Annotated in this window: 21 protein-coding genes; 10 read left to right on the top strand and 11 right to left on the bottom strand. The window is 64.4% G+C overall.

All coding sequences use genetic code 11. From position 1 onward, the window contains the following. The first annotated feature begins 10 nt into the window (after positions 1-10). From DVB37_RS04375 to minE, 4 genes are all read left to right on the top strand, one after another. Complete coding sequence (locus tag DVB37_RS04375; RefSeq protein ID WP_120153999.1) at positions 11-1,780, top strand: glutamine--tRNA ligase/YqeY domain fusion protein; 1,770 nt, start codon at positions 11-13, stop codon at positions 1,778-1,780. 175 nt (positions 1,781-1,955) lie between these two features. Beyond that, positions 1,956-2,864, top strand: coding sequence for a septum site-determining protein MinC (gene minC / locus DVB37_RS04370; RefSeq protein WP_120157388.1), 909 nt, complete (start codon positions 1,956-1,958; stop codon positions 2,862-2,864). Positions 2,865-3,005: 141 nt separating this feature from the next. Beyond that, positions 3,006-3,821, top strand: coding sequence for a septum site-determining protein MinD (gene minD / locus DVB37_RS04365; protein ID WP_006217655.1), 816 nt, complete (start codon positions 3,006-3,008; stop codon positions 3,819-3,821). A gap of 3 nt (positions 3,822-3,824) precedes the next feature. Continuing rightward, positions 3,825-4,082 carry a cell division topological specificity factor MinE gene (gene minE / locus DVB37_RS04360; RefSeq protein ID WP_006217654.1) on the top strand — a complete coding sequence of 86 codons (258 nt, stop codon included), beginning with the start codon at positions 3,825-3,827 and terminating at the stop codon, positions 4,080-4,082. Positions 4,083-4,177: 95 nt separating this feature from the next. Here the strand turns inward: minE and DVB37_RS04355 are convergent, their stop codons facing one another. The 4 genes from DVB37_RS04355 to DVB37_RS04340 form a co-directional block, all read right to left on the bottom strand. Further along, positions 4,178-4,402 (bottom strand): glycine zipper 2TM domain-containing protein, encoded by a 225-nt coding sequence (locus DVB37_RS04355; RefSeq protein WP_039882797.1) that lies wholly within the window; start codon positions 4,400-4,402, stop codon positions 4,178-4,180. A gap of 189 nt (positions 4,403-4,591) precedes the next feature. Then, a complete protein-coding gene (locus DVB37_RS04350; RefSeq protein ID WP_046803498.1) occupies positions 4,592-5,125 on the bottom strand; it encodes an isochorismatase family protein in 534 nt (177 codons plus the stop codon). 284 nt (positions 5,126-5,409) lie between these two features. Then, complete coding sequence (gene ettA / locus DVB37_RS04345; protein ID WP_006217650.1) at positions 5,410-7,083, bottom strand: energy-dependent translational throttle protein EttA; 1,674 nt, start codon at positions 7,081-7,083, stop codon at positions 5,410-5,412. A gap of 218 nt (positions 7,084-7,301) precedes the next feature. After that, positions 7,302-8,216, bottom strand: a complete 915-nt coding sequence (locus DVB37_RS04340) for a DMT family transporter (RefSeq protein WP_120153997.1) — start codon at positions 8,214-8,216, stop codon at positions 7,302-7,304. A gap of 308 nt (positions 8,217-8,524) precedes the next feature. Here DVB37_RS04340 and DVB37_RS04335 point away from each other — a divergent pair, with 308 nt between their 5' ends. Next, positions 8,525-9,046 (top strand): hypothetical protein, encoded by a 522-nt coding sequence (locus tag DVB37_RS04335; protein ID WP_104143530.1) that lies wholly within the window; start codon positions 8,525-8,527, stop codon positions 9,044-9,046. Positions 9,047-9,124: 78 nt separating this feature from the next. Here the strand turns inward: DVB37_RS04335 and DVB37_RS04330 are convergent, their stop codons facing one another. The 7 genes from DVB37_RS04330 to DVB37_RS28280 form a co-directional block, all read right to left on the bottom strand. Then, positions 9,125-10,114, bottom strand: a complete 990-nt coding sequence (locus DVB37_RS04330) for an ABC transporter ATP-binding protein (protein ID WP_120153995.1) — start codon at positions 10,112-10,114, stop codon at positions 9,125-9,127. Then, entirely contained in the window at positions 10,111-11,091 is a 981-nt protein-coding gene (locus DVB37_RS04325; RefSeq protein WP_120153993.1) for an ABC transporter ATP-binding protein, read from the bottom strand. Before DVB37_RS04325 ends, DVB37_RS04330 begins: the two co-directional genes overlap by 4 nt. A gap of 7 nt (positions 11,092-11,098) precedes the next feature. Further along, complete coding sequence (locus DVB37_RS04320; protein ID WP_046803503.1) at positions 11,099-12,013, bottom strand: ABC transporter permease; 915 nt, start codon at positions 12,011-12,013, stop codon at positions 11,099-11,101. Next, a complete protein-coding gene (locus DVB37_RS04315; protein ID WP_120153991.1) occupies positions 12,013-13,002 on the bottom strand; it encodes an ABC transporter permease in 990 nt (329 codons plus the stop codon). The genes DVB37_RS04320 and DVB37_RS04315 overlap by 1 nt, the downstream gene beginning before the upstream one ends. 64 nt (positions 13,003-13,066) lie before the next feature. Beyond that, positions 13,067-14,638 carry an ABC transporter substrate-binding protein gene (locus tag DVB37_RS04310; RefSeq protein WP_046803505.1) on the bottom strand — a complete coding sequence of 524 codons (1,572 nt, stop codon included), beginning with the start codon at positions 14,636-14,638 and terminating at the stop codon, positions 13,067-13,069. Between the two features lie 224 nt (positions 14,639-14,862). Then, positions 14,863-15,369 (bottom strand): MarR family winged helix-turn-helix transcriptional regulator, encoded by a 507-nt coding sequence (locus tag DVB37_RS04305; RefSeq protein WP_046803551.1) that lies wholly within the window; start codon positions 15,367-15,369, stop codon positions 14,863-14,865. A 26-nt stretch (positions 15,370-15,395) separates the two neighbouring features. Next, complete coding sequence (locus DVB37_RS28280; RefSeq protein ID WP_146073902.1) at positions 15,396-15,758, bottom strand: hypothetical protein; 363 nt, start codon at positions 15,756-15,758, stop codon at positions 15,396-15,398. Between DVB37_RS28280 and DVB37_RS04300 the strand changes: the two genes are divergently transcribed. Genes DVB37_RS04300 through DVB37_RS04280 form a run of 5 tightly spaced genes read left to right on the top strand, consistent with a single transcriptional unit; the run spans position 15,739 to position 22,412 of the window. Next, positions 15,739-17,976 (top strand): indolepyruvate ferredoxin oxidoreductase subunit alpha, encoded by a 2,238-nt coding sequence (locus DVB37_RS04300; RefSeq protein ID WP_120153989.1) that lies wholly within the window; start codon positions 15,739-15,741, stop codon positions 17,974-17,976. The genes DVB37_RS28280 and DVB37_RS04300 overlap by 20 nt on opposite strands. A 13-nt stretch (positions 17,977-17,989) precedes the next feature. Then, positions 17,990-19,546: an indolepyruvate oxidoreductase subunit beta family protein gene (locus DVB37_RS04295; protein WP_120153987.1), complete on the top strand. Its 1,557-nt coding sequence runs from the start codon at positions 17,990-17,992 to the stop codon at positions 19,544-19,546. 50 nt (positions 19,547-19,596) lie between these two features. Continuing rightward, on the top strand, positions 19,597-20,574 hold the full coding sequence (locus DVB37_RS04290) for a PDR/VanB family oxidoreductase (protein WP_120153985.1): 978 nt from the start codon (positions 19,597-19,599) through the stop codon (positions 20,572-20,574). Between the two features lie 30 nt (positions 20,575-20,604). Beyond that, positions 20,605-21,924, top strand: a complete 1,320-nt coding sequence (locus DVB37_RS04285) for an aromatic ring-hydroxylating dioxygenase subunit alpha (protein WP_046803509.1) — start codon at positions 20,605-20,607, stop codon at positions 21,922-21,924. Then, positions 21,921-22,412, top strand: a complete 492-nt coding sequence (locus DVB37_RS04280; RefSeq protein ID WP_046803510.1) for an aromatic-ring-hydroxylating dioxygenase subunit beta — start codon at positions 21,921-21,923, stop codon at positions 22,410-22,412. The genes DVB37_RS04285 and DVB37_RS04280 overlap by 4 nt, the downstream gene beginning before the upstream one ends. The last annotated feature ends 7 nt before the right edge of the window (positions 22,413-22,419 follow it).

The following is a 22,419-nucleotide window of genomic DNA, read 5'->3' as shown; positions in this document are numbered from 1 at the left end:
TCTTTCAAGAATGACCTCCGCCACGACGCCGACCCCTGCTGCATCCAATTTCCTGCTCAACATCGTCCAGGACGACCTCGAAGCCAACCGCTTCCAGGGCAAACGCTGGGCGGGCAAGCCTGGCCCGGCCGCCGTGCAGGAACAGGGCGACCCGGACCCGGCCCGCATCCGCACGCGCTTTCCGCCGGAGCCCAACGGCTACCTGCACATCGGTCACGCCAAGAGCATCTGCGTGAACTTCGGCCTGGCGCGCGACTTCGGCGGTGTCTGTCATCTGCGCTTTGACGACACCAACCCCGAAAAGGAAGACCAGGAATACGTCGACGCCATCATCGAAGCCGTGCGCTGGCTGGGCTTTGACTGGAAGGCCGCCGATGGCAAGGAAAACCTGTACTTCGCCAGCGACTACTTCGGCTATATGTACGAATTCGCCGAAGCCCTGGTCCAAGCCGGCCATGCCTATGTCGACGAGCAAAGCCCCGAGGAAATCCGCGCCAACCGTGGCACGCTGACCGAGCCGGGCACCGATTCGCCGTGGCGCAACCGCCCCGCCGCTGAATCGATCGCCCTGCTGCGCGAGATGCGCGACGGCAAGCATCCCGACGGCAGCCTGGTGCTGCGCGCCAAGATCAACATGGCTTCGCCCAACATCAATTTGCGCGATCCGGTCATGTACCGCGTGCGCCACGCCACCCACCACCGCACGGGCAACCAGTGGTGCATCTACCCGATGTACAGCTGGGCACATCCGGTGGAGGACGCGCTGGAAGGCATCACGCACAGCGTCTGCACGCTGGAATTCGAAGACCAGCGTCCGTTCTACGACTGGATCCTGACGCGCCTGGCCGAACTGGGCAAGCTGGCCCAGCCGCTGCCGCACCAATATGAATTCGCCCGCCTGAACCTGAGCTACGTCGTCACCAGCAAGCGCAAGCTGTTGCAACTGGTGCGCGAAGGCCACGTCGACGGCTGGGACGACCCGCGCATGCCGACCATCTTCGGCCTGCGCCGCCGTGGCTACACGCCGGCCTCGATCCGCCTGTTCTGCGACCGCACCGCCGTGTCCAAGTCCGATTCGCGCATTGACTACAGCCTGCTTGAGCAAGCCGTGCGCGACGACCTCGACCCCATCGCGGCCCGCTCGGTGGCCGTGCTGGACCCGATCAAGCTGGTCATCACGAACTACCCCGAAGGCCAGTCCGAACCCTGCACCGCGCCGCGCAACCCGCACGACCCGGAAGCCGGCGTGCGCGAATTCCCGCTGTCGCGCGAACTGTGGATCGAACGCGACGACTTCCGCGAGGAAGCGCCCAAGAAGTACTTCCGCCTGTTCCCGGGCAACACCGTGCGCCTGAAGTACGGCTACGTCGTGCGCTGCACCGGCTTCACCAAGAACGAAGCCGGCGAAATCGTCGAAGTGCAGGCCGAATACCTGCCCGAGACCAAAAGCGGCACGCCGGGCGCGGACAGCGTCAAGGTCAAGGGCAACATCACCTGGGTCAGCGCGGCCCACGCGGTGCCCGCCCAGATCCACCTGTACGACCGCCTGTTCGCCGATGCGCGTCCCGACGGTGGCGACAAGGACTTCCTGACCTGCCTGAACCCGAACTCCAAACAGACCGTCACGGCCTGGCTGGAACCCGGCACCGTCGCCACGCCGGGCGCCACCTGGCAGTTCGAACGCCTGGGGTATTTCACGGCCGACCTGAAGGAATCCACGCCTGACGCGCCGGTGCTCAACCGCATCGTGACCCTGCGCGATTCCTGGGCGCAAGGCTAAGCCGCCGCGCCACGCCGCCACGCGTGCGTAACACGGAAAAAGGCGCCTTCGGGCGCCTTGTTCTTTCGTCTTCCCCCCTGCGCACCCCACCCCGGCGCGGGTTATCATGCCCGACATCCCGCAGCCGGTTACGCGCGCCGTTTTCCTGGCGCCCGGACCGCCAGCCACAATCAAGATGAATACTGAATCGCTAGCCCTGGACTTCAAAAGCGCCACCCTTTATGCCATTCGCGTGGTTCTGCACAGCGCGGACCCCGAACGCCTCGCCGCCGCGCTGGCCAAGCGCATGGCGGATGCCGGCAGCTTTTTTGAAAACGAACCCGTGGTCATCGACGCCAGCCGCGTCGAAGACGCCATCGACTGGCCGGCGCTGGTTGCCGCGCTGCGCGCGCACAACCTGCCCGCCATCGGCGTGGTGGCCGAAGGCGCCAACCTGAAGGCCGCGCGCGACGCCGGCCTGGCACCGGTTGAGCTTTCCACCCCGCCCGCGCGCCCTGCCCCCGTGGTGGACACCGCGCCGCCCAATGATGTGTCGACGCCCGTGCCGTCGGTGCCGGCCGCGGCCGTTGAAACCGCGCCCGCCCCCACGGATACCTCGGCGGCGGATAGCGCAGCCACGGATAACGCTGCCACGGATAGCGCTGCGGCTGACACGCCCGCCAAGCCCACGTCCGCCGAGCCGATGCCCGCGCGCGAAGCCAGCAACACCACCTCTGCCCCCACCCCCACGCAGGCCGCGCCGCATTCCGCATCGGCGCTGGTCATCACCAAGCCGCTGCGATCGGGCCAGCGCGTGTACGCGCGCCACACGGACCTGGTCGTGATCGGCATGGTCAGCCAGGGTGCCGAAGTCATTGCCGACGGCAATGTGCACGTCTACGGACCCTTGCGCGGCAAGGCCATGGCGGGCGCGCGCGGCGATACCTCGGCGCGCATTTTCACGACGCATCTGGACGCGGAACTGCTGGCCGTGGCCGGCGTGTACCGCGTGGTGGAAGACAAGCTTGACCGCACGTTGCAAAACCAGCCGGCGCTGGTTCGCCTGGATGGCGACACGCTGCGAATCGAGGCCCTGAAAAGCTGATCGGACGATGGCAAGGCGGCGTGCGCGCACGCCACGCACATCGTCCGGAACCTCAGGTCTCAACACATTCTGTAAGAAGCCTTACATGGGCTTTTTGCTTTACGATAACGCGATTTATTCGAACATAAGGGTTTGATCGTCATGACACGCATTGTTGTGGTGACTTCCGGCAAAGGCGGCGTGGGTAAAACCACGACGAGCGCCAGTTTTTCCGCGGGCCTCGCGATGCGGGGCCACAAGACCGCTGTCATCGACTTCGATGTCGGCCTGCGCAATCTCGACCTCATCATGGGCTGCGAGCGTCGCGTGGTGTACGACTTCGTCAACGTGATTCAGGGCGAAGCCACCCTCAACCAGGCGCTGATCAAGGACAAGCAGCTTGAAAACCTGTTCATCCTGCCCGCCTCGCAAACGCGCGACAAAGACGCGCTGACGCAGGAAGGCGTGGAAAAGGTCATCAACGACCTGAAGGAAATGGGTTTCGAATACATCGTCTGCGACTCGCCGGCCGGTATTGAAACGGGCGCGCTGATGGCCGCTTATTTCGCCGACGACGCATTGGTCGTGACGAACCCGGAAGTCTCGTCGGTACGCGATTCCGATCGCATCCTGGGCATCCTGGCGGCCAAGTCCAAGCGCGCGGTGGACGGCGGTGAACCCGTCAAGGAATTCCTGCTGCTCACGCGCTACAACCCCAAGCGCGTGGTCGACGGCGAGATGCTGTCGCTGGGCGATATCGAAGACATTCTGCGCATCAAGCTGATCGGTGTCATTCCCGAATCGGAAGCCGTGCTGCAAGCCTCCAACCAAGGCCTGCCGGCGATCCACCTGAAAGAGACCGACGTCTCCGAAGCGTACAAGGACGTCGTGGCCCGTTACCTTGGCGAAGACAAGGCCCTGCGCTTTACCGATTACGAAAAGCCCGGTTTCCTGAAACGCCTGTTCGGAGGCAAGTAAGCAATGTCCTTCCTGTCGTTTCTGCTTGGTCAAAAGAAAACTTCCGCGTCCGTCGCCAAGGAACGGTTGCAGATCATCCTGGCCCACGAGCGGGGCCGCGGCGACTCGCCCGACTACCTGCCGCAGCTGCAGCAGGAACTTATCGCCGTGATTTCAAAGTACGTGAAGATCAACCCCGAAGACATCAAGGTGCACCTGGAACGCCAGGACACGCTGGAAGTGTTGGAAGTGAAGATCGAGATGCCGCAGAACGAAACGTGATGCGGCGGTCGCGCCGGCTTGCCGGCGCGAATCGCATCTTGGTCACGGCCAAAAAAAAGCCCGGCATTGCCGGGCTTTTTGCTGCTGGGCAGCGTTTAGTGCTTGCCGACCTGATCGCCGATCACGCCGCCGATCGCCGCTCCACCCACCGTACCCAGGACCCCGCCGTTGGTGATGACGGCGCCTGCGACGCCGCCCAAAGCGGCCCCGCCCACCGTGCTCTTTTGACGATGGCTCATGCCATCCCAGGACGAGCAGCCTGCCATGGCGGCGGTCATTGCGAGTGCGACACAGATTTTGGAAAGAGATGCGATTTTCATGATGAGGCTCCTATTCTTATCCCCGGGGCCGCACCATGGACCTGACGCGAGCGCGCGATCCCCATATGGGTTTAGAAACTTCAGGATCTCAAAATATCCGCACGTGTGGTGTTAGGTTTGCCCAGGAATTGTGTCAAACAGCGAGAGAATAATTGCGCGCCCCAGGGACGATGTTGCAGGGCGCGTCGGCTATTTGACGAGACGTAACACCTCGCGAAAACGGGGATGTTCGCAAGTTTGCATCCATTCGAATATCGCCATTTCCGATGTGACGATATCCGCGCCATGTGCCCGCGCGCGGCGCAGCGCGGCGTGGTGGTCCGACGGCTTGCGCGAGCCCGCCGCGTCCGACACGAGCACCGCGTGATAGCCCATGTCGGCCAGGCCGATCACGGTTTGCAGCACGCAGATATGCGCCTCGCAACCGGCCACCAGAATGGTCTTGCGCGCGGCCGGCAGCCACGCTTCAAAGCCTGGTTCACGCGTGGAAGAAAAGTGCATCTTCTGAAAAGTGGACTGCACGATGCCGCGCAACGGGTCCACGGTGACGCCCAGCATCTTGCTGTGATGCTCGGTGGCGATAACCGGCACATCAAGCAAGCGCGCCGCCTGCGCGAGCTTGTGCGTGGTGTGCAGCACGGCCTCGTTGTCGTGAATGACGGGCATCAATCGACCTTGCATGTCGACGATGAGGAAAGTGGAATCGGAGGCTTGCAGCAGCATTGGGAATCTCCGGAAAGCCGGCAACGGAATAGAGGGGAACCGCAACGCGGCGCAGCCGAAGCGCGCGCGTGTTGCCTAATGATATAGCGGCGACCCGACCGGACAGGTTCAGCGTCTTGGCGACAGACCGCAGATGCTTGTCTTCGGTCCACAGCAAGGCACTGGACGCACGACGCAATTTTGATTTCATCGCCGCGAAAAAAATCCCGGCGCGTGGGCCGGGATTCTTGGACTGAACAAGCTGATTGCTAATTCAGCACTTACTTCAGCACTTACTTCAGCACTTACTTCAATGCCTTGTAGCGCAGGCGCTTGGGCTTGGCGCCTTCTTCGCCCAGGCGGCGCTTCTTGTCGGCTTCGTACTCTTGGTAGTTGCCATCGAAGAACACCACTTGCGAATCGCCTTCAAAGGCCAGGATGTGCGTGGCGATGCGGTCCAGGAACCAGCGATCGTGGCTGATGACCATGACGCTACCGGGGAACTCCAGCAAGGCATCTTCCAGCGCGCGCAGCGTTTCAACGTCAAGGTCGTTGGACGGTTCGTCAAGCAGCAGCACGTTGCCGCCGGCGATCAGCGTCTTGGCCATGTGCAGGCGGCCGCGTTCGCCGCCAGACAGCTGGCCCACGACCTTGTTCTGGTCGCCGCCCTTGAAGTTGAAGCGGCCCAGGTAGGCGCGCGACGACATTTCGAACTTGCCCACGGTCAGGATGTCGGCGCCGTCGGCCACCGCATCGAACACCGTCTTTTTGTCTTCCAGCGCATCGCGCGACTGGTCCACGTAGGCCAGCTTGACGGTTTGGCCGATGGTGACTTCGCCCGAATCCGGTTGCTCGCGGCCCGCGATCATGCGGAACAGCGTGGACTTACCGGCGCCGTTGGCGCCGATGATGCCGACGATGGCGCCCGGCGGGATCTTGAAGCTCAGGTTATCGATCAACAGGCGATCGCCATACGCCTTGCTGACGTTGTTGAATTCGATGACCTCGTTGCCCAGGCGCTCGCCCACGGGAATGAAGATTTCCTGGGTTTCGTTGCGCTTCTGGTATTCGTAGGACGACAGTTCTTCGAAGCGGGCCAGGCGAGCCTTGGCCTTGGCCTGACGGCCCTTCGGGTTCTGGCGCACCCATTCCAGTTCTTTCTTGATGGTCTTCTGGCGGGCAGATTCCGAGGACTCTTCCTGCTTCAGGCGGTCTTCTTTTTGCTCAAGCCACGAGCTGTAGTTGCCCTTCCAGGGGATGCCGTAGCCGCGATCCAGTTCCAGGATCCATTCGGCGGCGTTGTCCAGGAAGTAGCGATCGTGGGTCACGCCGACGACGGTGCCGGGGAACTTGTGCAGGAATTGCTCCAGCCATTCCACGCTTTCGGCGTCCAAGTGGTTGGTGGGTTCGTCCAGCAGCAGCATGTCGGGCTTGGACAGCAGCAGGCGGCACAGGGCCACGCGGCGCTTTTCACCCCCGGACAGGTTGCCGACGATGGCGTCCCAGGGCGGCAGGCGCAAGGCGTCGGCGGCGATTTCCATCTGGTGTTCGATGTCGTCCGAACCGCTGGAGGCGGCGGCGGCGATGATGGCTTCGAGGTCGGCCTGTTCAGCGGCCAGCGCGTCGAAGTCGGCGTCCGGCTCGGCGTAGGCGGCGTAGACCTCGTCCAGGCGCTTCTTGGCGGTGACGACGGCGCCCAGGCCCTCTTCGACCGATTGGCGCACCGTGTGCTCGGGGTTCAGTTGCGGTTCCTGCGGCAGATAGCCGATGTTCAGGCCCGGCATGGGAATGGCTTCGCCTTCGATCTCTTTATCGACGCCCGCCATGATCTTCAGCAGCGTCGACTTGCCCGAGCCGTTCAGGCCCAGCACGCCGATCTTGGCGCCAGGAAAAAACGAAAGCGAGATGTCACGCAGGATCTGCCGCTTGGGCGGCACGATCTTGCCGACGCGGTTCATGGTGTAGACGTATTGGGCCATGGGCTCGTATAGGGAAAGAAAGCTGATGAACCGTCGATTGTAGGCCGGAACCCTGACAGGCGTGCGTCAGCGGGGGAACGTCGGGGTTACCCCCCGTTCTCCGCCCCGGTTCTCCGTCCCTGTCATTGCCCGGGTCACTGCCCGGGTCACTGCCCGGGTCACTGTCCGGGTCGCTGCCCGGGTCGCTGGCCCGGTCACCGCCCCCCTTCGTCGCCCCTCTACCCTCGCCGTGCCCCCAGGCGCGGCGTACGCATCTGCGCCAGCATGACCCCGGCCAGCGCCAGCAAGCCGCCCACGATATGGAACAGATGCGGCTTTTCGTCCAGGAACACCGAAGCGATAGCCACCGTGCCCACCGGCATCAGGTTCAGGAAAATGCTGGCCCGGTTCGGGCCCAGGTGCTTGACCCCCTGCATCCACAAGAAAGGCGCAAACAGGGACGGAAATATCGCGGCATACAGCACCAGGGGCACGTTGTCGGCATTCAGCGGCGACGGCGCGGCCATCAGGAATGCCGGCAACTGGAACAGCACCCCAAAACCAATCTGCACGTACAGCGACACCCACGGGCCCACCGGCAAGCCCCAGCGACGCAGCAGCACGCCATACAGCGCATAGGCGAGCGCGGCCATGCCCATCAGCAGGTCACCCGGGTTGGCGCCCACGGACAGCAGCCGCGCGGGGTCGCCTTCGCCGATCAGCAGGGCCAGGCCGGCCAGCGACACCACGCCGCCCAGCATCGCCATCAGCGTGGGCCGCTGGCGCAGCACCACCGTGCCCACCGCGATGGTCAAGAGCGGGATCATGGCGGTGATGATGCCCATATTGGTGGCGGTGGTGCTGGACGCGGCTACATAGGCCAGCCCTTGGTACAGCGCCATGCCCAAGCCGCCCAGCACGGCGAACTTGGGCAGGTACGGCAGGATCAGGCGGCGTTGCGTCCACACGCCTTGCAACGCGAACGGCGTCAGCACGGCGCCGGCCGGCGCCCAGCGGTAAAAGCCGATGACGGCGGGCGAGATCACGCCGGCGGCCATCTTCGTGACGATCATGTTGACGGACCAGATCAGGGCAGCCAACAGCGGAAACAGCAGGTAGCGGGCGGGAACGGCGGAAGGGTCGGATCGCGACATGGATGGGTGATGCGAAAGAGGAATATAAGAACAGGGCGCAAGTGTAGGGCCTGTCCGAATGACGGTGTGCCGTTGCCGCGGTACGCCATCGGGATACGGCCGCAGGTCGGGCATTGCCGGTGGAACAAAGGCTGAAAACAGGACGCCGGCAAGGCATTGAGCCGCCGGCCCGCGCGGGCCTGACAGCCTTGTAACGCCGCGTCATCCAAGCGCCTGATGCAACGCAGCGCCGATCGCGCGACAATAGCGCCTGACTTTACGTATTTTGCCGTGCCGTCGCGGCTTCATCGCGCCCAGGAACCCTCTTCATGTCCGCCTCTGCCACTCCCCCAGCCTCCGTCACCCACTTCAGCACGTCCGAGCTGGACATGCTGGCCAAGACCGCCGACGCCCTCAGCGCCTATCTGGGCAAGCCGGTGCTGGCCGAAGTCATCCTGGGCGACGAAGGCACCGAGTGGGTCACCTATGGCGTGCCGATGGACGAAGGCGCGGAAGCGGACGATGAGCAGACTCACGTCCAGATGGGCGGCGCGGGCTCGCGCCTGCTGGGCAATCGCGGCGGGCTGCCGCATGCCGATGACGACACCTACGACTGCCTGTACCTGTGGGCCGTGCAGATTTCGCTGAACGAAGGCGAACGCTTCATCAAGCTGGACCACGACGGCGAAGAATCCGCGTGGTCCGACAACCTGGAAGACGTCCTGCCCTTTGCGCTGACCGAAGAACCGCAAGCGGACCCGAGCACGGCCGACGCAGAGGACGAAGACGAGGACGAGGACGATGAGGACGACGACACGCCATACGACTCGGTCCACGAACCCCGCCACTGATACCCGGCGGGGTCGCGTCCGGCCCGTGACGGCTTGGCGCCATTGCAGCCCGCCCTTATCGTTCGGGCGCATCCTTCCTCAGGCGCGCCCTTCCTCTACCGCATGGCAGGCCACCACGGAAGCCCCAGTCAACATGGCAACCGGCGCTTCGGCCCGGCAGCGGTCATTGGCGTGCGGGCAGCGCGGATGAAACGTGCACCCTGATGGCGGGTTCAGCGGATTGGGCACTTCGCCGGCCACCGCCGTGCGCGGCTTGCCCGCCCCGTTGATATCCGGAATCGCCTCAAGCAGCATGCGCGTGTACGGATGCCTGGGCCGCGCAAACAGTTCATCGCGCGGCGCCACTTCCACCATCCGGCCCAGGTACATCACGCCCACCCGGTCGGCCACATGGTGCACCACCGCCAGGTTGTGCGAAATGAACAGATAGGTCAGCCCCAGCTTGCGTTGCAGGTCCTTCATCAGGTTCAACACCTGCGCCTGCACCGATACGTCCAGCGCGGACGTCGGTTCGTCGCACACCAGGAATTCCGGGTTCACCGCCAGCGCCCGCGCAATCGAGATGCGTTGACGCTGCCCGCCCGAAAACTGATGCGGATAACGCCCCTGGTCAGCCGGGTCCAGCCCCACCTGCAACAGCAATTCACTGACGCGCGCCACACGTTCGGCGGGCGTCATGGTTGTGTGCGTCAGCATGGGTTCGGCGATGATGCGGCCCACGCGCCAACGCGGGTTCAGGCTGGCGTACGGGTCCTGGAAAATCATCTGCAAGCGCTTGCGCAGATTGCGGCCGCCCTTGTCCGACATGCGTGACAGCGGCTGGCCGTCGAAACGGATGTCGCCACGCGTCAGTCCGTACAAGCCCACCAGCATGCGCGCGACCGTGGATTTTCCACAGCCCGATTCGCCCACCAGCGCCAGCGTTTCACCGCGTGCAATGTCGAACGACACACCGTCCACGGCGCGCAGCATCACACGCGGCTTGCCCGCCAGCTTGCGTTCCAGCCACGGCGGCGACACGTCGAACCAGCGCGCGGCATCCTTTACTTCAACCAAGGGCGCGTTCATGCGGCCACCATCGCTTTGTCGTCATGCAGCCAACAGGCCGCGCGGGACGTGCCCGCCGGCAGTAATTCGGGGCGCTCGGTCGCGCAGCGCGGCAGGCGCTGGCCGCAACGCGGATTGAACGCGCAGCCCGGCGGAATGGCGTTCAGGCGCGGCATGCTGCCGTCGATCTGCACCAGCCGTTCCGTGTGCCCGTCCATTGACGGGATGGATCCCATCAACCCCGCCGTATAGGGATGGCGCGGCTTGTGGATCACGTCGGCCACCGGCCCGATCTCGGCCACGCGGCCCGCGTACATCACCGCCACGCGGTCGGCGGTTTCGGCGATGACGCCCATGTCGTGCGTGATCAGCATGATCGCCGTGCCGTGGTCGCGGCACAGGCGTTTCAGCAGTTCGATGATCTGCGCCTGGATGGACACATCCAGCGCCGTGGTGGGCTCATCGGCCACCACCAGCTTGGGCTCGGCCGCCAGCGCCAGCGCGATGACCACGCGTTGCCGCATGCCGCCCGAGAACTGGTGCGGATAGTGGTCGATGCGTTCACGCGCGGCCGGGATGCCGGTGGACGCCAGCAATTCCACCGCGCGGTTGCGCGCCTGCGACCACGTCATGTCCAGATGCGTGACGATGGTTTCCGCCAACTGCCGGCCCACCGTGTACAGCGGGTTCAGCGACGTCAACGGGTCCTGGAACACCGCGCCGATTTCGCGGCCGCGCACGCGGCGCATCTGCTCGTCGGGCAGGTTGTCGATGCGGCGGCCCGCCAGCAGGATTTCGCCCGCCGCGATACGGCCAGGCGGTTCCAGCAGGCCGATGATGGAGGCGCCGGTCAGTGATTTGCCGGCGCCCGATTCGCCCACCACGCCCAGCACTTCGCCGGCCTGGATGGAAAAGGACACGTCGTCCAGGGCGCGTAGCGTGCCGCGGCGCGTGGGAAATTCCACGCGCAGATTGCGGACTTCCAGAAGTGCGCTCATGGTTACCTCAATTCAGCCGCGGGTTGAGCGCATCGCGCAGCCAGTCACCCAGCAGGTTGACCGACAGCACCAGCAGCACCAGCGCCGCGCCCGGGAAAATGGTGATCCACCATTCGCCGGAAAACAGGAAATCGTTGCCGATGCGGATCAGCGTGCCCAGCGACGGCGCGGTCGGCGGCACGCCCACCCCCAGGAACGACAAGGTCGCCTCGGTGATGATGGCGGTGGCCAGGTGCACCGTGGCCAGCACCAGCACCGGCCCCAGCACATTGGGCAGCACGTGGCGGAACATGATGACGGGCGAGGCCACGCCGATCACGCGCGCCGCCTGCACGTATTCGCGGTTTTTCTCCACCAGCGTGGACCCGCGCACGGTGCGTGCGTACTGCGGCCAGCCGGCCAGCGCAATGGCGCCGATCAGCACGGGGAACGCGATCAGCTCGTGCATCTCGCGCGGCACGGCGGCACGCGCCACGCCATCGATCAACAGCGCGATCAGAATCGCCGGGAACGACAGCTGCACGTCGGCCACCCGCATGATGAACGCATCGATGCGCCCACCCGCGTAGCCGGAAATCAGCCCCAGCACGATACCGATCAACATCGACAGCAGCACCGACGCCAGCCCGATCAACAGCGACACGCGCGTGCCGTAGAGGATGGCGGAATACAGGTCGCGGCCCTGGCTATCCGTGCCCAGCAGGTAGGTGGCCTGACCGTTGGCTTCCCAGGCGGGCGGCAGCAAGGCGTCCAGCAGTTCTACCGTAGTCAGGTCGAACGGGTTGTGCGGCGCGACCCAGCCGGCGCCGAACGAGCCGATCAGCAGCGTCACCAGCAACAGCGTCGCAATGATGGCTACGGGCGCGCGGCGCCAGGCCCAGGCAATGTCGCTGTCCCACCAACGTTTGAGTGCGGCGCGCATCAGTGAGCCCCCCCGGCGCGAGTCATCCCGGAACGCAAGCGCGGGTCGACGACGAAATAAAGCAGATCGACCACCAGGTTGATCACCACGAACACCAGCGCGATCAGGCACAGGTACGCGGCCATGACCGGCACGTCGGCAAATTGCACCGCCTGGATGAACAGCAGGCCCATGCCCGGCCACTGGAATACGGTTTCCGTGACGATGGCAAACGCGATGATGCCGCCCAGTTGCAAGCCGGTGATCGTGATGACGGGCACCATCGTGTTCTTCAGCGCGTGGCCAAAGTGAATGGCGCGGCGCTTCAGCCCCCGTGCGCGGGCGAACTTGATGTAGTCGGACCGCAGCACTTCCAGCATTTCAGAACGCACCAGGCGCAGCACCAACGTCATCTGGAACAACGACAAGGTGATGGACGGCAGGATCAGGTGCTTCCAGCCGGTGGCGGTGAACAGCCCCGACGTCCACCAGCCTACGGCGACGGTATCGCCCCGCCCGTAGCTGGGCAGCCAGCCCAGCTGCACCGAGAACACCAGGATCAGCAGGATGCCGATCAGGAAGGTGGGCAGCGACACGCCCAGCAAGGAACCGGCCAGCAGCAGCTGCGAAACCAGGCTGTTGCGCTTGAGCGCGGTGTACACGCCCAGCGGCACGCCCACCACCAAGGCCAGCAAGGCGGCCACCATGGACAGCTCCAGCGTGGCCGGCAGGCGGGACTTGAGCAAAGTGGAAACGGGTTCGCTCTGGCGCAGCGAAATGCCGAAATTGCCCTGGGCGGCGTTGGCCACGAAATGGCCGAATTGAACGATGGCGGGCTCGTTCAGGCCCAGGCGTTCACGCAGTTCGATGCGCTCGGTATCGGTGGCGTCCTGCCCGAGCATGATGGTGACAGGGTCGCCGACGTATTGGAAAAGCACAAAGGCCAGCAGCGCGACGGTGAGCATCACCGCTACGGCCTGCAACAGGCGGCGCAGTATGAAAGCAAACATAGGGGAACAACCAAAAACAGACGGCGCGCGCCGGGTGGGCGCCGCGCCGTCTGGTTAGCCGGGATCAGTCAACCTTGACCCAGTCGGCAACAAGGCGATTGTCGGCACGGTGGATAACCGTGACGTTCTTGCGCATCGCCCAGGGGATGACCTGGTCATGCAGCGGGATGTGGCCGAAGTCCTTGGCGTGCCCTTGCAGCACGGTGATGATGTCGGCGTCGCGCTTGGCGGGATCGGTCTCGGTCTTGATGCGGTCGATGATGACGTCAAGTTCCTTGTTGCTGTAGCCGCCCAGGTTGTACATGCCGTCCGCGCCCTCGCCCTTGGTGCGGATCAGGTTCTGCAACGAGTACATGGCGTCGAACGTGGGCACGCCCCAGCCGAACAGGTAGGCGCTGGTGTCGAACGACTGCACCTTGGGGAAGTACGTGGAACGCGGCATGGCGTTCATCGTGGCCTTCACACCCACCTTGGCCCACATGCCGACCACGGCCTGGCAGATGGCTTCGTCGTTGATGTAGCGGTTGTTGGGGCAGTCCAGCGTGAAGTTCAAGGTGCCGTCGTAGCCAGCTTCCTTGAGCAACGCGCGCGACTTTTCGGGATCGTAGGGCACGCGCTTGTGCACCGATTCCGCCCAGCCATGCACCTGCGGCGCGATCATCGTGCCGGTGGGCGCGGACAGGCCGCGCATCACGGCGCGCTTGATGGCGTCCACGTCGATGGCGCGGTACAGCGCTTCGCGCACGCGGATGTCCTGGAACGGGTTCTTGCCCTTGATGTTCGAGTACTGCAATTCCGGACGCTTCTGGTCCAGGCCCAGGTAAATGGTGCGGTATTCGTTGCCTTCGACCACCTTCTGCGCCTGGCGCAAGCGCTCCAGATCCTGCGCGGCGGGGTCCAGCACGAAGTCGATTTCGCCGGACAGCAACGCGGCGGTGCGCGTGGCGTTCTGCTTGATGGGCGTAAACACCACCTCGGTCACGTTGCCGACCTTGCCGGCCTTGTTCCACCAGTCCTTGTTTTCTTCAAAGACGGTGCGCACGTCCACTTCGCGCGTCTTCAGCTTGTAGGGGCCGGTGCCGTTGGTGTTGCGCGCGCCAAAGGTCTCTTCTTTGTTGACGTAGTCCTGCGGCTTGGCGATGTTGTTCTTTTCGGACCAGGCCTTGTTCATGATGAACACGTTGGTCAGCTGGCGCAGCAGCACCGGGTTGGGCGCCGACGTTTCGATCTCGATGGTCAGGTCGTCGATCTTGCGCGCTTCCTTGATGCCGGTCGTGTAGGCCTTGTAGTTCGACGTGGGCGCCATGGCGCGGTGAATCGAGAACACCGCGTCGTCGGCGGTGAAGGCCGCGCCGTCATGGAACTTCACCCCGGGGCGCAGCTTGAAGCGATACAGCGTCGGCGACACCTGTTCCCATTCCGTGGCCAGGCGCGGCACCACCTTGAACGTCTTGTCGTAGTCCACCAGCGGCTCGTAGATGTAGCTGTTGGCGGCGATCGTCATGCCCTCGTTTTGCGAGTGCGGGTCGAACGTAAGGATGTCGCCTTGGGCGGCCCAACGGAAAGTCTTGGCCTGCCCGATCGAGGGCACAGCCACGGCGGCGGCGATCGCGATAGCAATCAAAGTGCGGCGCATAGGGGTTAACTCCTGACATTAGTCTGAATACCGGCGCCGAGTGTGCCTACGCGTAAGACCCCAGTCAATTCAGGGTTTATGCGTACCGTGGCCCCTTTTCACAGAGGGGGATCTATTAAGGGACGTATAAGCATGTAACAAAATTGTCGGGTCGAACAATGTTCGAGTGCGCGGATGCAACGTCCGCCATCACCGCCCGAATCACCGCCCGAATCACCGCGCGCTTATTCCTCGGCGTCGATCGGCAGTTCCAGCGGCACGTGCTCGGTCATCAACACTTCCAGCATGTCGATCAGCAGCGCCGCCTTTTCTTCACCAAACGGCGCCAGCACGGCTTTTTGATGCTGCAACGCCTGTTCGCACAGGCCCGCGATCAAGTGGGTGCCCTTGGTGGTGATGCACACGCGCGTCTGGCGGCGGTCGGCCCGCACGCCGGTGCGCGCCACCAGCCCCTCGGCCTCCATCCGCTGCACCACCTTGCTTAGCGTGGGTTGCTTGGTGATGGCCAGCACGGCCAGCGTGCCGATGGTTTCGCCGGGGCTGCCTTCCAGGCTGGCCAGCACCCGCCATTCGGTCACCGATAGCCCGGCCGCCTTGACCTGCATATGGAATTCGGCCGAGATGCGCTGGCTGGCCTGCGCCAGCAGGTATGCCAGATAGCCGTCAACGAAACGCGGCCCTGAAGTGCCGCGCCCCGTCAGTTGTGTGTCCCGCTGCTTGTCCAACCGCATGTTGCTTTGCTCCCACGCACCGGAATTCATGAATGGCCGACGGCCGAAAAAACGCATTGCACCACGACGGCGCAAACGCGCGCCATGATGCACGGCAATGCTGTTGCGCAGCACAGGGTATACCCCGAATCGCAACCCGTTTTTGCACCATGGCGGGGCCGAAAACCCGCCATGAAGCTAGAGAACAACCAGTATATACATCCTTGTTTTAGCGTGATATTTTTTGATTTCCATGAAATTTCATCTTTTTTGTTGACAGCTAAAACGTTGACTCCTAAAGTATTTTTCAGACGACAATTTCGTGGCACGACGATGCTGCACGGCAGCAAGGCTTGAGGACCGGTCATCCGGCCCCACCAGGAGTTCGAGATGGCTGAAAGGTCTTTCAAGAAAGAAGTCCAGCAGTTGCGCATCGGCGCCGGCGAAGAGTTTCGCGGCGAGGGCATTCTTGCCGTCACCAAAGCCTTGCTGCAATCGGGTGTGGGCTATGTGGCGGGCTATCAGGGTTCGCCCATTTCGCATTTGATGGATGTGCTGGCCGACGCCAACGACATCCTGCAAGAACTGGGCGTGCACTTCGAGGCCAGCGCCTCGGAAGCCACCGCCGCCGCGACCCTGGCTGCATCGGTCATGTACCCGATACGCGGCGCGGTCACGTGGAAGTCCACCGTGGGCACCAACGTGGCGTCGGATGCGCTGGCCAACCTGGCATCGGGCGGCGTGACGGGCGGCGCGCTGGTCATCGTGGGCGAAGACTACGGCGAAGGCTCATCCATCATGCAGGAACGCTCGCACGCGTTCGCCATGAAGTCGCAGATCTGGCTGCTGGACCCGCGCCCCAACCTGGAAAGCATGGTCAAGGCCGTGGAAGACGGCTTTGAATTGTCGGAAGCCAGCAAGACGCCGGTGATGCTGCAACTACGAATTCGCGGCTGCCACGTGCATGGCCGCTTCATTGCCAAGGAAAACAAGCGGCCCGCGTTTTCGCTGGCGCAGGCGTTGGAAAGCCCGGCGCGCGACACCAGCCGCATCGTGCTGCCGCCCGCGTCCTTCCTGCACGAGCAGGAAAAGATCAAGGACCGCTGGCCCGCCGCCATCCGCTATATCAAAGAACACAAACTGAACGAGCACTTTGACGGCGACCAGGACGATATCGGCCTGATCCTGCAAGGCGGCCTGTACAACGGCGTCATCCGCTCGCTGCAACTGCTGGGCCTGGCCGATAACTTCGGCAACAGCCGCATTCCGCTTTACGTCATGAACGTGACCTACCCCGTCATCGAAGACGAGGTCACGGAATTCTGCCGGGGCAAGCGCGCGGTGCTGCTGCTGGAAGAAGGCCAGCCGGATTACATCGAACAGAACCTGCACGCTGTCCTGCGCAAGGCGGGTATCGACACGCACCTGTCCGGCAAGGACGTGTTGCCGATGGCGGGCGAATACACCACGCAAGTGATGCGCGACGGCGTGCGCGAATTCTTGAAGCGCCATCGTCCTGAATCGCTACAGACGCATGCGGCGGTGGCGGTGGATGCGGTGGCCCAAGCCCAAGCCCCCACCAGCCAACTTGAAATCACCGAAGTCGCGCGTCCGAAGCCTGCGGCAAAGCACGTCGAGCAACCGATCACCTTCCACAAGCAGGTGGACGGGCTGGCCTCGGTGGTGCCGCCGCGCCCTGCCGGCTTCTGTACGGGCTGCCCCGAACGCCCGATCTTTTCCGCGCTGACGCTGGCCCAGGAAAAGCTGGGGCAGCATCACATTTCCTGCGACATCGGCTGCCACCTTTTCTCCATCCTGCCGCCCTTCAACCTGGGCGCCACCACCATGGGCTACGGCCTGGGCGCCTCCAGCGCGGCGGCGTTCAATGTGCCCGCCGCCAAGCGCCCCATTTCCATCATGGGCGACGGCGGCTTCTGGCATAACGGCTTGTCGTCCGGCATCGGCAACGCGGTATTCAACAAGTACGACGGCGTCATCGTCATCGTCGACAACTTCTATGCGTCGGCGACCGGCGGGCAGGACATTTTGTCGTCGCGTGCCGACAACCCCGACCGCTCCACCAACAACCCCATCGATCATGCCGTGCGCGGCGTGGGCGTGAAGTGGGTGCGCACGCTGGACCGCACCTACGACGTGGCCAAGGTGCGCGCCACCATCGAAGAAGCGCTGACCACCGACATCAAGGGTCCGAAGGTCATCATCGCGCAGTCCGAATGCATGCTGAACAAGCAGCGCCGCATCAAGCCGCTGTTCAACAAGGCCGTCAAGGAAGGCCGCCGCGTGGTCAAGGAACGCTTTGGCGTGGACCCCGACGTCTGCACCGGCGACCACGCCTGTATCCGGCTGTCCGGCTGCCCATCGCTGTCCATCAAGGACAGCGGCGACCCCTTGAAGGAAGACCCGGTAGCGCACGTGGAAAGCAGCTGCGTGGGCTGCGGCAACTGCGGCGAAGTGGCCCATGCCGCCGTGCTGTGCCCGTCTTTCTATCGCGCCGATATCGTGCACAACCCCACCGGCACCGACCGCTTCCTGGCACGCATGCGCGGCGCCGTGATCGGTTTCCTACAACGCCGCCGCGCCGCGCGGCTGGCCCAATACGCCCTGTAAGGACTAGCCCTTCATGAACCCGCCGGCAATGCAGCAAGGCAACCCCATCAAGATCGCCATCCTGGCCATGGGCGGCCAGGGCGGCGGCGTCCTGGCCGACTGGATCGTCGACATGGCCGAACACGCCGGCTGGTGGGCGCAAACCACATCGGTGCCCGGCGTGGCGCAGCGCACCGGCGCCACCATCTACTACCTGGAACTGCTGCCCGAAGCGGACGTGGCGCGCGCCGGACGCCCGCCCGCGCTGGCGTTGATGCCCACCCCCGGCGACGTGGATCTGGTCGTTGCCGCCGAACTGATGGAAGGCGGCCGCGCCATCCAGCGTGGCCTGGTCACGCCGGAACGCACGGTGCTGCTGTCCTCGTCGCACCGCAGCTACGCCGTCAGCGAAAAGTCCGCGCCCGGCAACGGCATTGCCGACCCCAACAAAGTGCTGGAAGCCGGCCGCGCCGCCGCCAAGCGCTTCCTGTGCTTCGACCTGCAAGACCTGGCCGACCGCGCCGGCAGCGTCATCAGCGCCAGCCTGTTTGGCGCGGTGGCCGGCAGCGGCGCCCTGCCCTTCACGCGCGACGACTACGAGGACACCGTGCGGCGCGCGGGCCTGGGCGTGGACGCCAGCCTGCGCGCCTTCGCGCTGGGCTTCGACGCGGCGCATCAGGCGCCCGCCCAACCCGCCGCCATCGACCTGACGCGCCCCGTGGCCGACGTGCCCGAACGCGCCGCCAGCCCGAAAACGCAGGCGCTGCTGGACACCATCAAGCGCGACTTCCCCGCCTGTGCGCAGCCCATGCTGACGGCCGGCGTGCGCCGCCAGCTGGAATTCCAGGACGCCGCCTACGCCGCCGACTACCTGCGCCACATGAAGGCGCTACGCGACCTGGACGCCCAACACGGCGGCGACGCCCAAGGCTGGGCGCTGACCTGTGCCGCCGCGCGCTACGTGGCCACGGCCATGGCCTACGACGACGTGATCCGCGTGGCCGACCTGAAAACGCGCGGCACCCGCTTTGAACGGGTGCGAAACGAAGTGGGTGCACGGCCGGACCAACTGGTGATGACGACCGACTACATGCACCCGCGCCTGGAAGAAATCTGCGGCACGATGCCCACGCGCATGGGCCGCTGGCTGGAAGGGTCCAAGGCCTTCGGCGGCTTTGTGGAACGCCGCCTGGGCAAAGGCCGCCTGATGCAAAGCGGCACGCTGGGCGGCTTCCTGATGCTGTATTCGCTGGCCGGCATGCGCCGCTTTCGCCGCCGTACATTGCGCCATCAAATCGAATCGGAAGGCTTGCGGCAATGGCTGGACCTGATTGCCCGGCTGGCGCCGCGGGACTACGCGCTGGCGGTTGAAACCGTTAATTGCCGGCGCCTGGTCAAGGGCTATAGCGATACGCACGTGCGCGGCGGAGGCAAGTATCGCCAGCTGATCGCGGCGGCGGCACAGCTGGTGGGCCGCCCCGATGCGGCCGAGACGCTGCGCACGCTGCGCGAGACCGCGCTGGCCAACGAAAGCTGCGCCCCGATGGAACGCCAGATGGCCGAGAAGCTGGCCGAAAAACTGGCGGCCTGATCCCGCTACCCGAATACCGGAATACCGGAATACCGAAAGAGACAAACGCCGTGCAGACACTGAAACTGATCGTCCGGGAAGTCCGGCAAGAATCGCCGTTGATCCGTTCCTTCCGGCTGGCGCGCGAAGATGCCGGGCCGCTGCCCGCCTTCGGCCCCGGCGCGCATCTGAAGGTCACCGTGCCCGGTGTGCATGAACCGCGCTGCTATTCGCTGGTGCAGCTGACGCCCGACGCCGGCCAGTTCGCGCAGCCCACCGAATACCGGCTGGGCGTGCGGCTGGAAGAAACCAGCCAGGGCGGCTCGCGCCACATGCATGCGCTGGCCGAAGGCGACACGCTTAGCGTGGAAGGCCCCAAGAACGATTTTCCGCTGCATGAATCTCCGGCAGGCGACGAACCCGTGGTGCTGATCGCGGGTGGCATCGGCATTACGCCGGTGGCGTCCATGGCCGCCGCGCTCAAAGCCGCCGGGCGCGACTTTCATCTGCACTACTGTGGCCGCAGCAAGGATCAGCTGGCCTTCCTGGGCGAGCTCGAAGCGCTGGCGGGCGGCAACCTGACCGTACACGCGGATGACGACCCAACCTGCCGCTTCGACCTGCAAGCGCTGCTGGCCGCCTCCAACCCGCGCCAGCACCTGTACGTGTGCGGCCCCAAGGGCTTGATCGATGCCGTGATTGCCGGCGCCAGGGCCCGCCACTGGCCCGACGCCCACGTTCACTTCGAACTGTTCGTCACCGCCGCCGCGCAAGCCGGCGACCAGGCCTTTGAAGTCGAGCTGCGCCAGTCCGGCCGCACGCTGACCATTCCCGCCGACAAGACCATCGTCGACGTCATGGAAGAAGAAGGCTGCGACCCGATGTACGACTGCAAGCGCGGCGAATGCGGCGTGTGCCAGGCAACGGTGCTGGAAGGCGAGCCCGATCATCGCGACTACTACCTCTCGGACACCGAGAAGGCCAGCGGCAAGATCATCCAGATCTGTATCTCGCGCGCGAAATCCGCCCGCCTGGTGCTGGACCTGTAACGCTGCCGGCCCGACGACAAGGAAGCGACCATGGCCAAATACCGCGACAACCCCGACGCCATCCGCGCCCTGGTGCGCGACACGGAAGTGCACAAGGACCTGTTCATCGACCAGGAACTATTCGACCTGGAAATGGAACGCCTGTACGCCAACACCTGGGTCTACGTCGGCCACGACAGCCAGGTGCCCAACAACGGCGACTACATCACCACCACCGTCGGCAACCAGCCCGTGGTGATGGTGCGCCACAGCGACAAGACCGTGCGCGTGCTGCACAACCGCTGCCCGCACAAAGGCACGATGGTGGCCGGCGACGCCTGCGGCAACACCGGCAAGTTCTTTCGCTGCCCGTACCACGCCTGGACGTTCAAGACGGACGGCAGCCTGCTGTCGATCCCCCTGAAGAAAGGCTACGAGAACACCGGCCTGGAAAACTGCGAAGCCAGCCAGGGCATGGCCGCCGTCAAAGACGTCAAGAACCATCGCGGCTTTGTGTTCTGCCGCCTGAATCCGGAAGGCCAGTCGTTCGAGGATTTCTTCGGCGATTCCTTGTCCACGCTGGACAACATGGTGGACCGCTCGCCCGAGGGCCGGCTGGAAGTGGCCGGTGGCGTGCTGCGCTACATGCACCGCTGCAACTGGAAGATGCTGGTCGATAACCAGACCGATACCTGCCACCCGATGGTGGCGCACGAATCGTCGGCGGGCACGGCGGTAAAAGTCTGGGAGCAGGCGCCCGAAGGCACGCCCAAGCCGATGGCGGTGGAACTGTTCGCGCCCTTTATCTCGCCGTACGAGTTCTTTGAAAACATGGGCATCCGCGTCTGGGAAAACGGCCACGGGCACACCGGCGTGTCGGACTCGATCCACGCGTCGTACTCCGGCGTGCCGGGCTACTGGGAATCCATGGTGGCCGCCTACGGCGAGGAACGCGCCAAACAGATCCTGGGCGACGTGCGCCACAACACCGTGTACTTCCCCAACATCATGGTGAAGGGCCCGATCCAGACGCTGCGCATCTTCAAGCCCCTTGCCGCCGACCGCACGCTGGTGGAATCGTGGACCTTCCGCCTGGTCGGCGCGCCCGACCTGCTGCTGGAGCGCACGCTGATGTACAACCGGCTGATCAACGCGCCCACCTCCGTTGTCGGCCATGACGACCTGGAAATGTACGAACGCGCCCAAGACGGCCTGAATTCCCGCGCGCGCGACTGGGTCAATGTGGGCCGGCTGTATACGCCCGACGAAGCCGGCCAGAAGAACGTCACCACCAACGGCACCAACGAATGGCAGATGCGCAACCAATACCGCGCATGGGGCCGCTACATGACCGGATCGGAGTCGGTATGAGCGCAAGCGACCGCGAGTTGATCGACTTTGTCTACGCCGAAGCGCGCCTGCTGGACGAGCTGCGCTTCGAAGACTGGCTGAACCTGTACACCGAAGACGGCTACTACTGGATGCCGCTGGCGCACGGCCAGACGGACCCCAAGCTGCACGCGTCCCTGATGTACGAAGACAAGCTGCTGCTGCGCGTGCGCGTGGAGCGCTTGGCGGGCCAGCGCACATTTTCGCAGCAGCCTAAAAGCCGCTGCCATCACCTGCTGCAAGCGCCCACCGTCGAACACGGCCACCCCGACGCCGCGCCTGAAGAAGGCCGCCATGTGGTGCGCACCGCCTTTCACTATGTTGAAACGCGCCAGGACTTGCAGACGCTGTACGCCGGCTGGGCCACGCACCACCTGGTGGAACAGGACGGCGCGCTGCGCATCCGTTTGAAGCGCGTTGACCTGGTCAACTGCGACGCCGCCTTCGGCAACATCCAACTGTTCATGTAGGAGCGGC

The sequence above is a fragment of the Achromobacter sp. B7 genome (assembly GCF_003600685.1).
GTDB lineage: Bacteria > Pseudomonadota > Gammaproteobacteria > Burkholderiales > Burkholderiaceae_B > Achromobacter > Achromobacter spanius_B.
Note: the sequence above shows the minus strand (reverse complement) of the source record. Positions and strands in the feature narration are given on the sequence as shown.

Coding starts and splice junctions, on each gene's coding strand:
- DVB37_RS04280 (WP_046803510.1), top strand. CDS start 21,921: ATGAGCGCAAGCGACCGCGAGTTGATCGACTTTGTCTACGCCGAAGCG.
- DVB37_RS04320 (WP_046803503.1), bottom strand. CDS start 12,013: ATGCGCGCCGCACTCAAACGTTGGTGGGACAGCGACATTGCCTGGGCC.
- DVB37_RS04340 (WP_120153997.1), bottom strand. CDS start 8,216: ATGTCGCGATCCGACCCTTCCGCCGTTCCCGCCCGCTACCTGCTGTTT.
- DVB37_RS04315 (WP_120153991.1), bottom strand. CDS start 13,002: ATGTTTGCTTTCATACTGCGCCGCCTGTTGCAGGCCGTAGCGGTGATG.
- DVB37_RS04335 (WP_104143530.1), top strand. CDS start 8,525: ATGTCCGCCTCTGCCACTCCCCCAGCCTCCGTCACCCACTTCAGCACG.
- DVB37_RS04295 (WP_120153987.1), top strand. CDS start 17,990: ATGAACCCGCCGGCAATGCAGCAAGGCAACCCCATCAAGATCGCCATC.
- DVB37_RS04350 (WP_046803498.1), bottom strand. CDS start 5,125: ATGCTGCTGCAAGCCTCCGATTCCACTTTCCTCATCGTCGACATGCAA.
- DVB37_RS04310 (WP_046803505.1), bottom strand. CDS start 14,638: ATGCGCCGCACTTTGATTGCTATCGCGATCGCCGCCGCCGTGGCTGTG.
- DVB37_RS04300 (WP_120153989.1), top strand. CDS start 15,739: ATGGCTGAAAGGTCTTTCAAGAAAGAAGTCCAGCAGTTGCGCATCGGC.
- DVB37_RS04330 (WP_120153995.1), bottom strand. CDS start 10,114: ATGAACGCGCCCTTGGTTGAAGTAAAGGATGCCGCGCGCTGGTTCGAC.
- minD (WP_006217655.1), top strand. CDS start 3,006: ATGACACGCATTGTTGTGGTGACTTCCGGCAAAGGCGGCGTGGGTAAA.
- minC (WP_120157388.1), top strand. CDS start 1,956: ATGAATACTGAATCGCTAGCCCTGGACTTCAAAAGCGCCACCCTTTAT.
- DVB37_RS04325 (WP_120153993.1), bottom strand. CDS start 11,091: ATGAGCGCACTTCTGGAAGTCCGCAATCTGCGCGTGGAATTTCCCACG.
- DVB37_RS04355 (WP_039882797.1), bottom strand. CDS start 4,402: ATGAAAATCGCATCTCTTTCCAAAATCTGTGTCGCACTCGCAATGACC.
- DVB37_RS04285 (WP_046803509.1), top strand. CDS start 20,605: ATGGCCAAATACCGCGACAACCCCGACGCCATCCGCGCCCTGGTGCGC.
- DVB37_RS04305 (WP_046803551.1), bottom strand. CDS start 15,369: ATGCGGTTGGACAAGCAGCGGGACACACAACTGACGGGGCGCGGCACT.
- minE (WP_006217654.1), top strand. CDS start 3,825: ATGTCCTTCCTGTCGTTTCTGCTTGGTCAAAAGAAAACTTCCGCGTCC.
- ettA (WP_006217650.1), bottom strand. CDS start 7,083: ATGGCCCAATACGTCTACACCATGAACCGCGTCGGCAAGATCGTGCCG.
- DVB37_RS04375 (WP_120153999.1), top strand. CDS start 11: ATGACCTCCGCCACGACGCCGACCCCTGCTGCATCCAATTTCCTGCTC.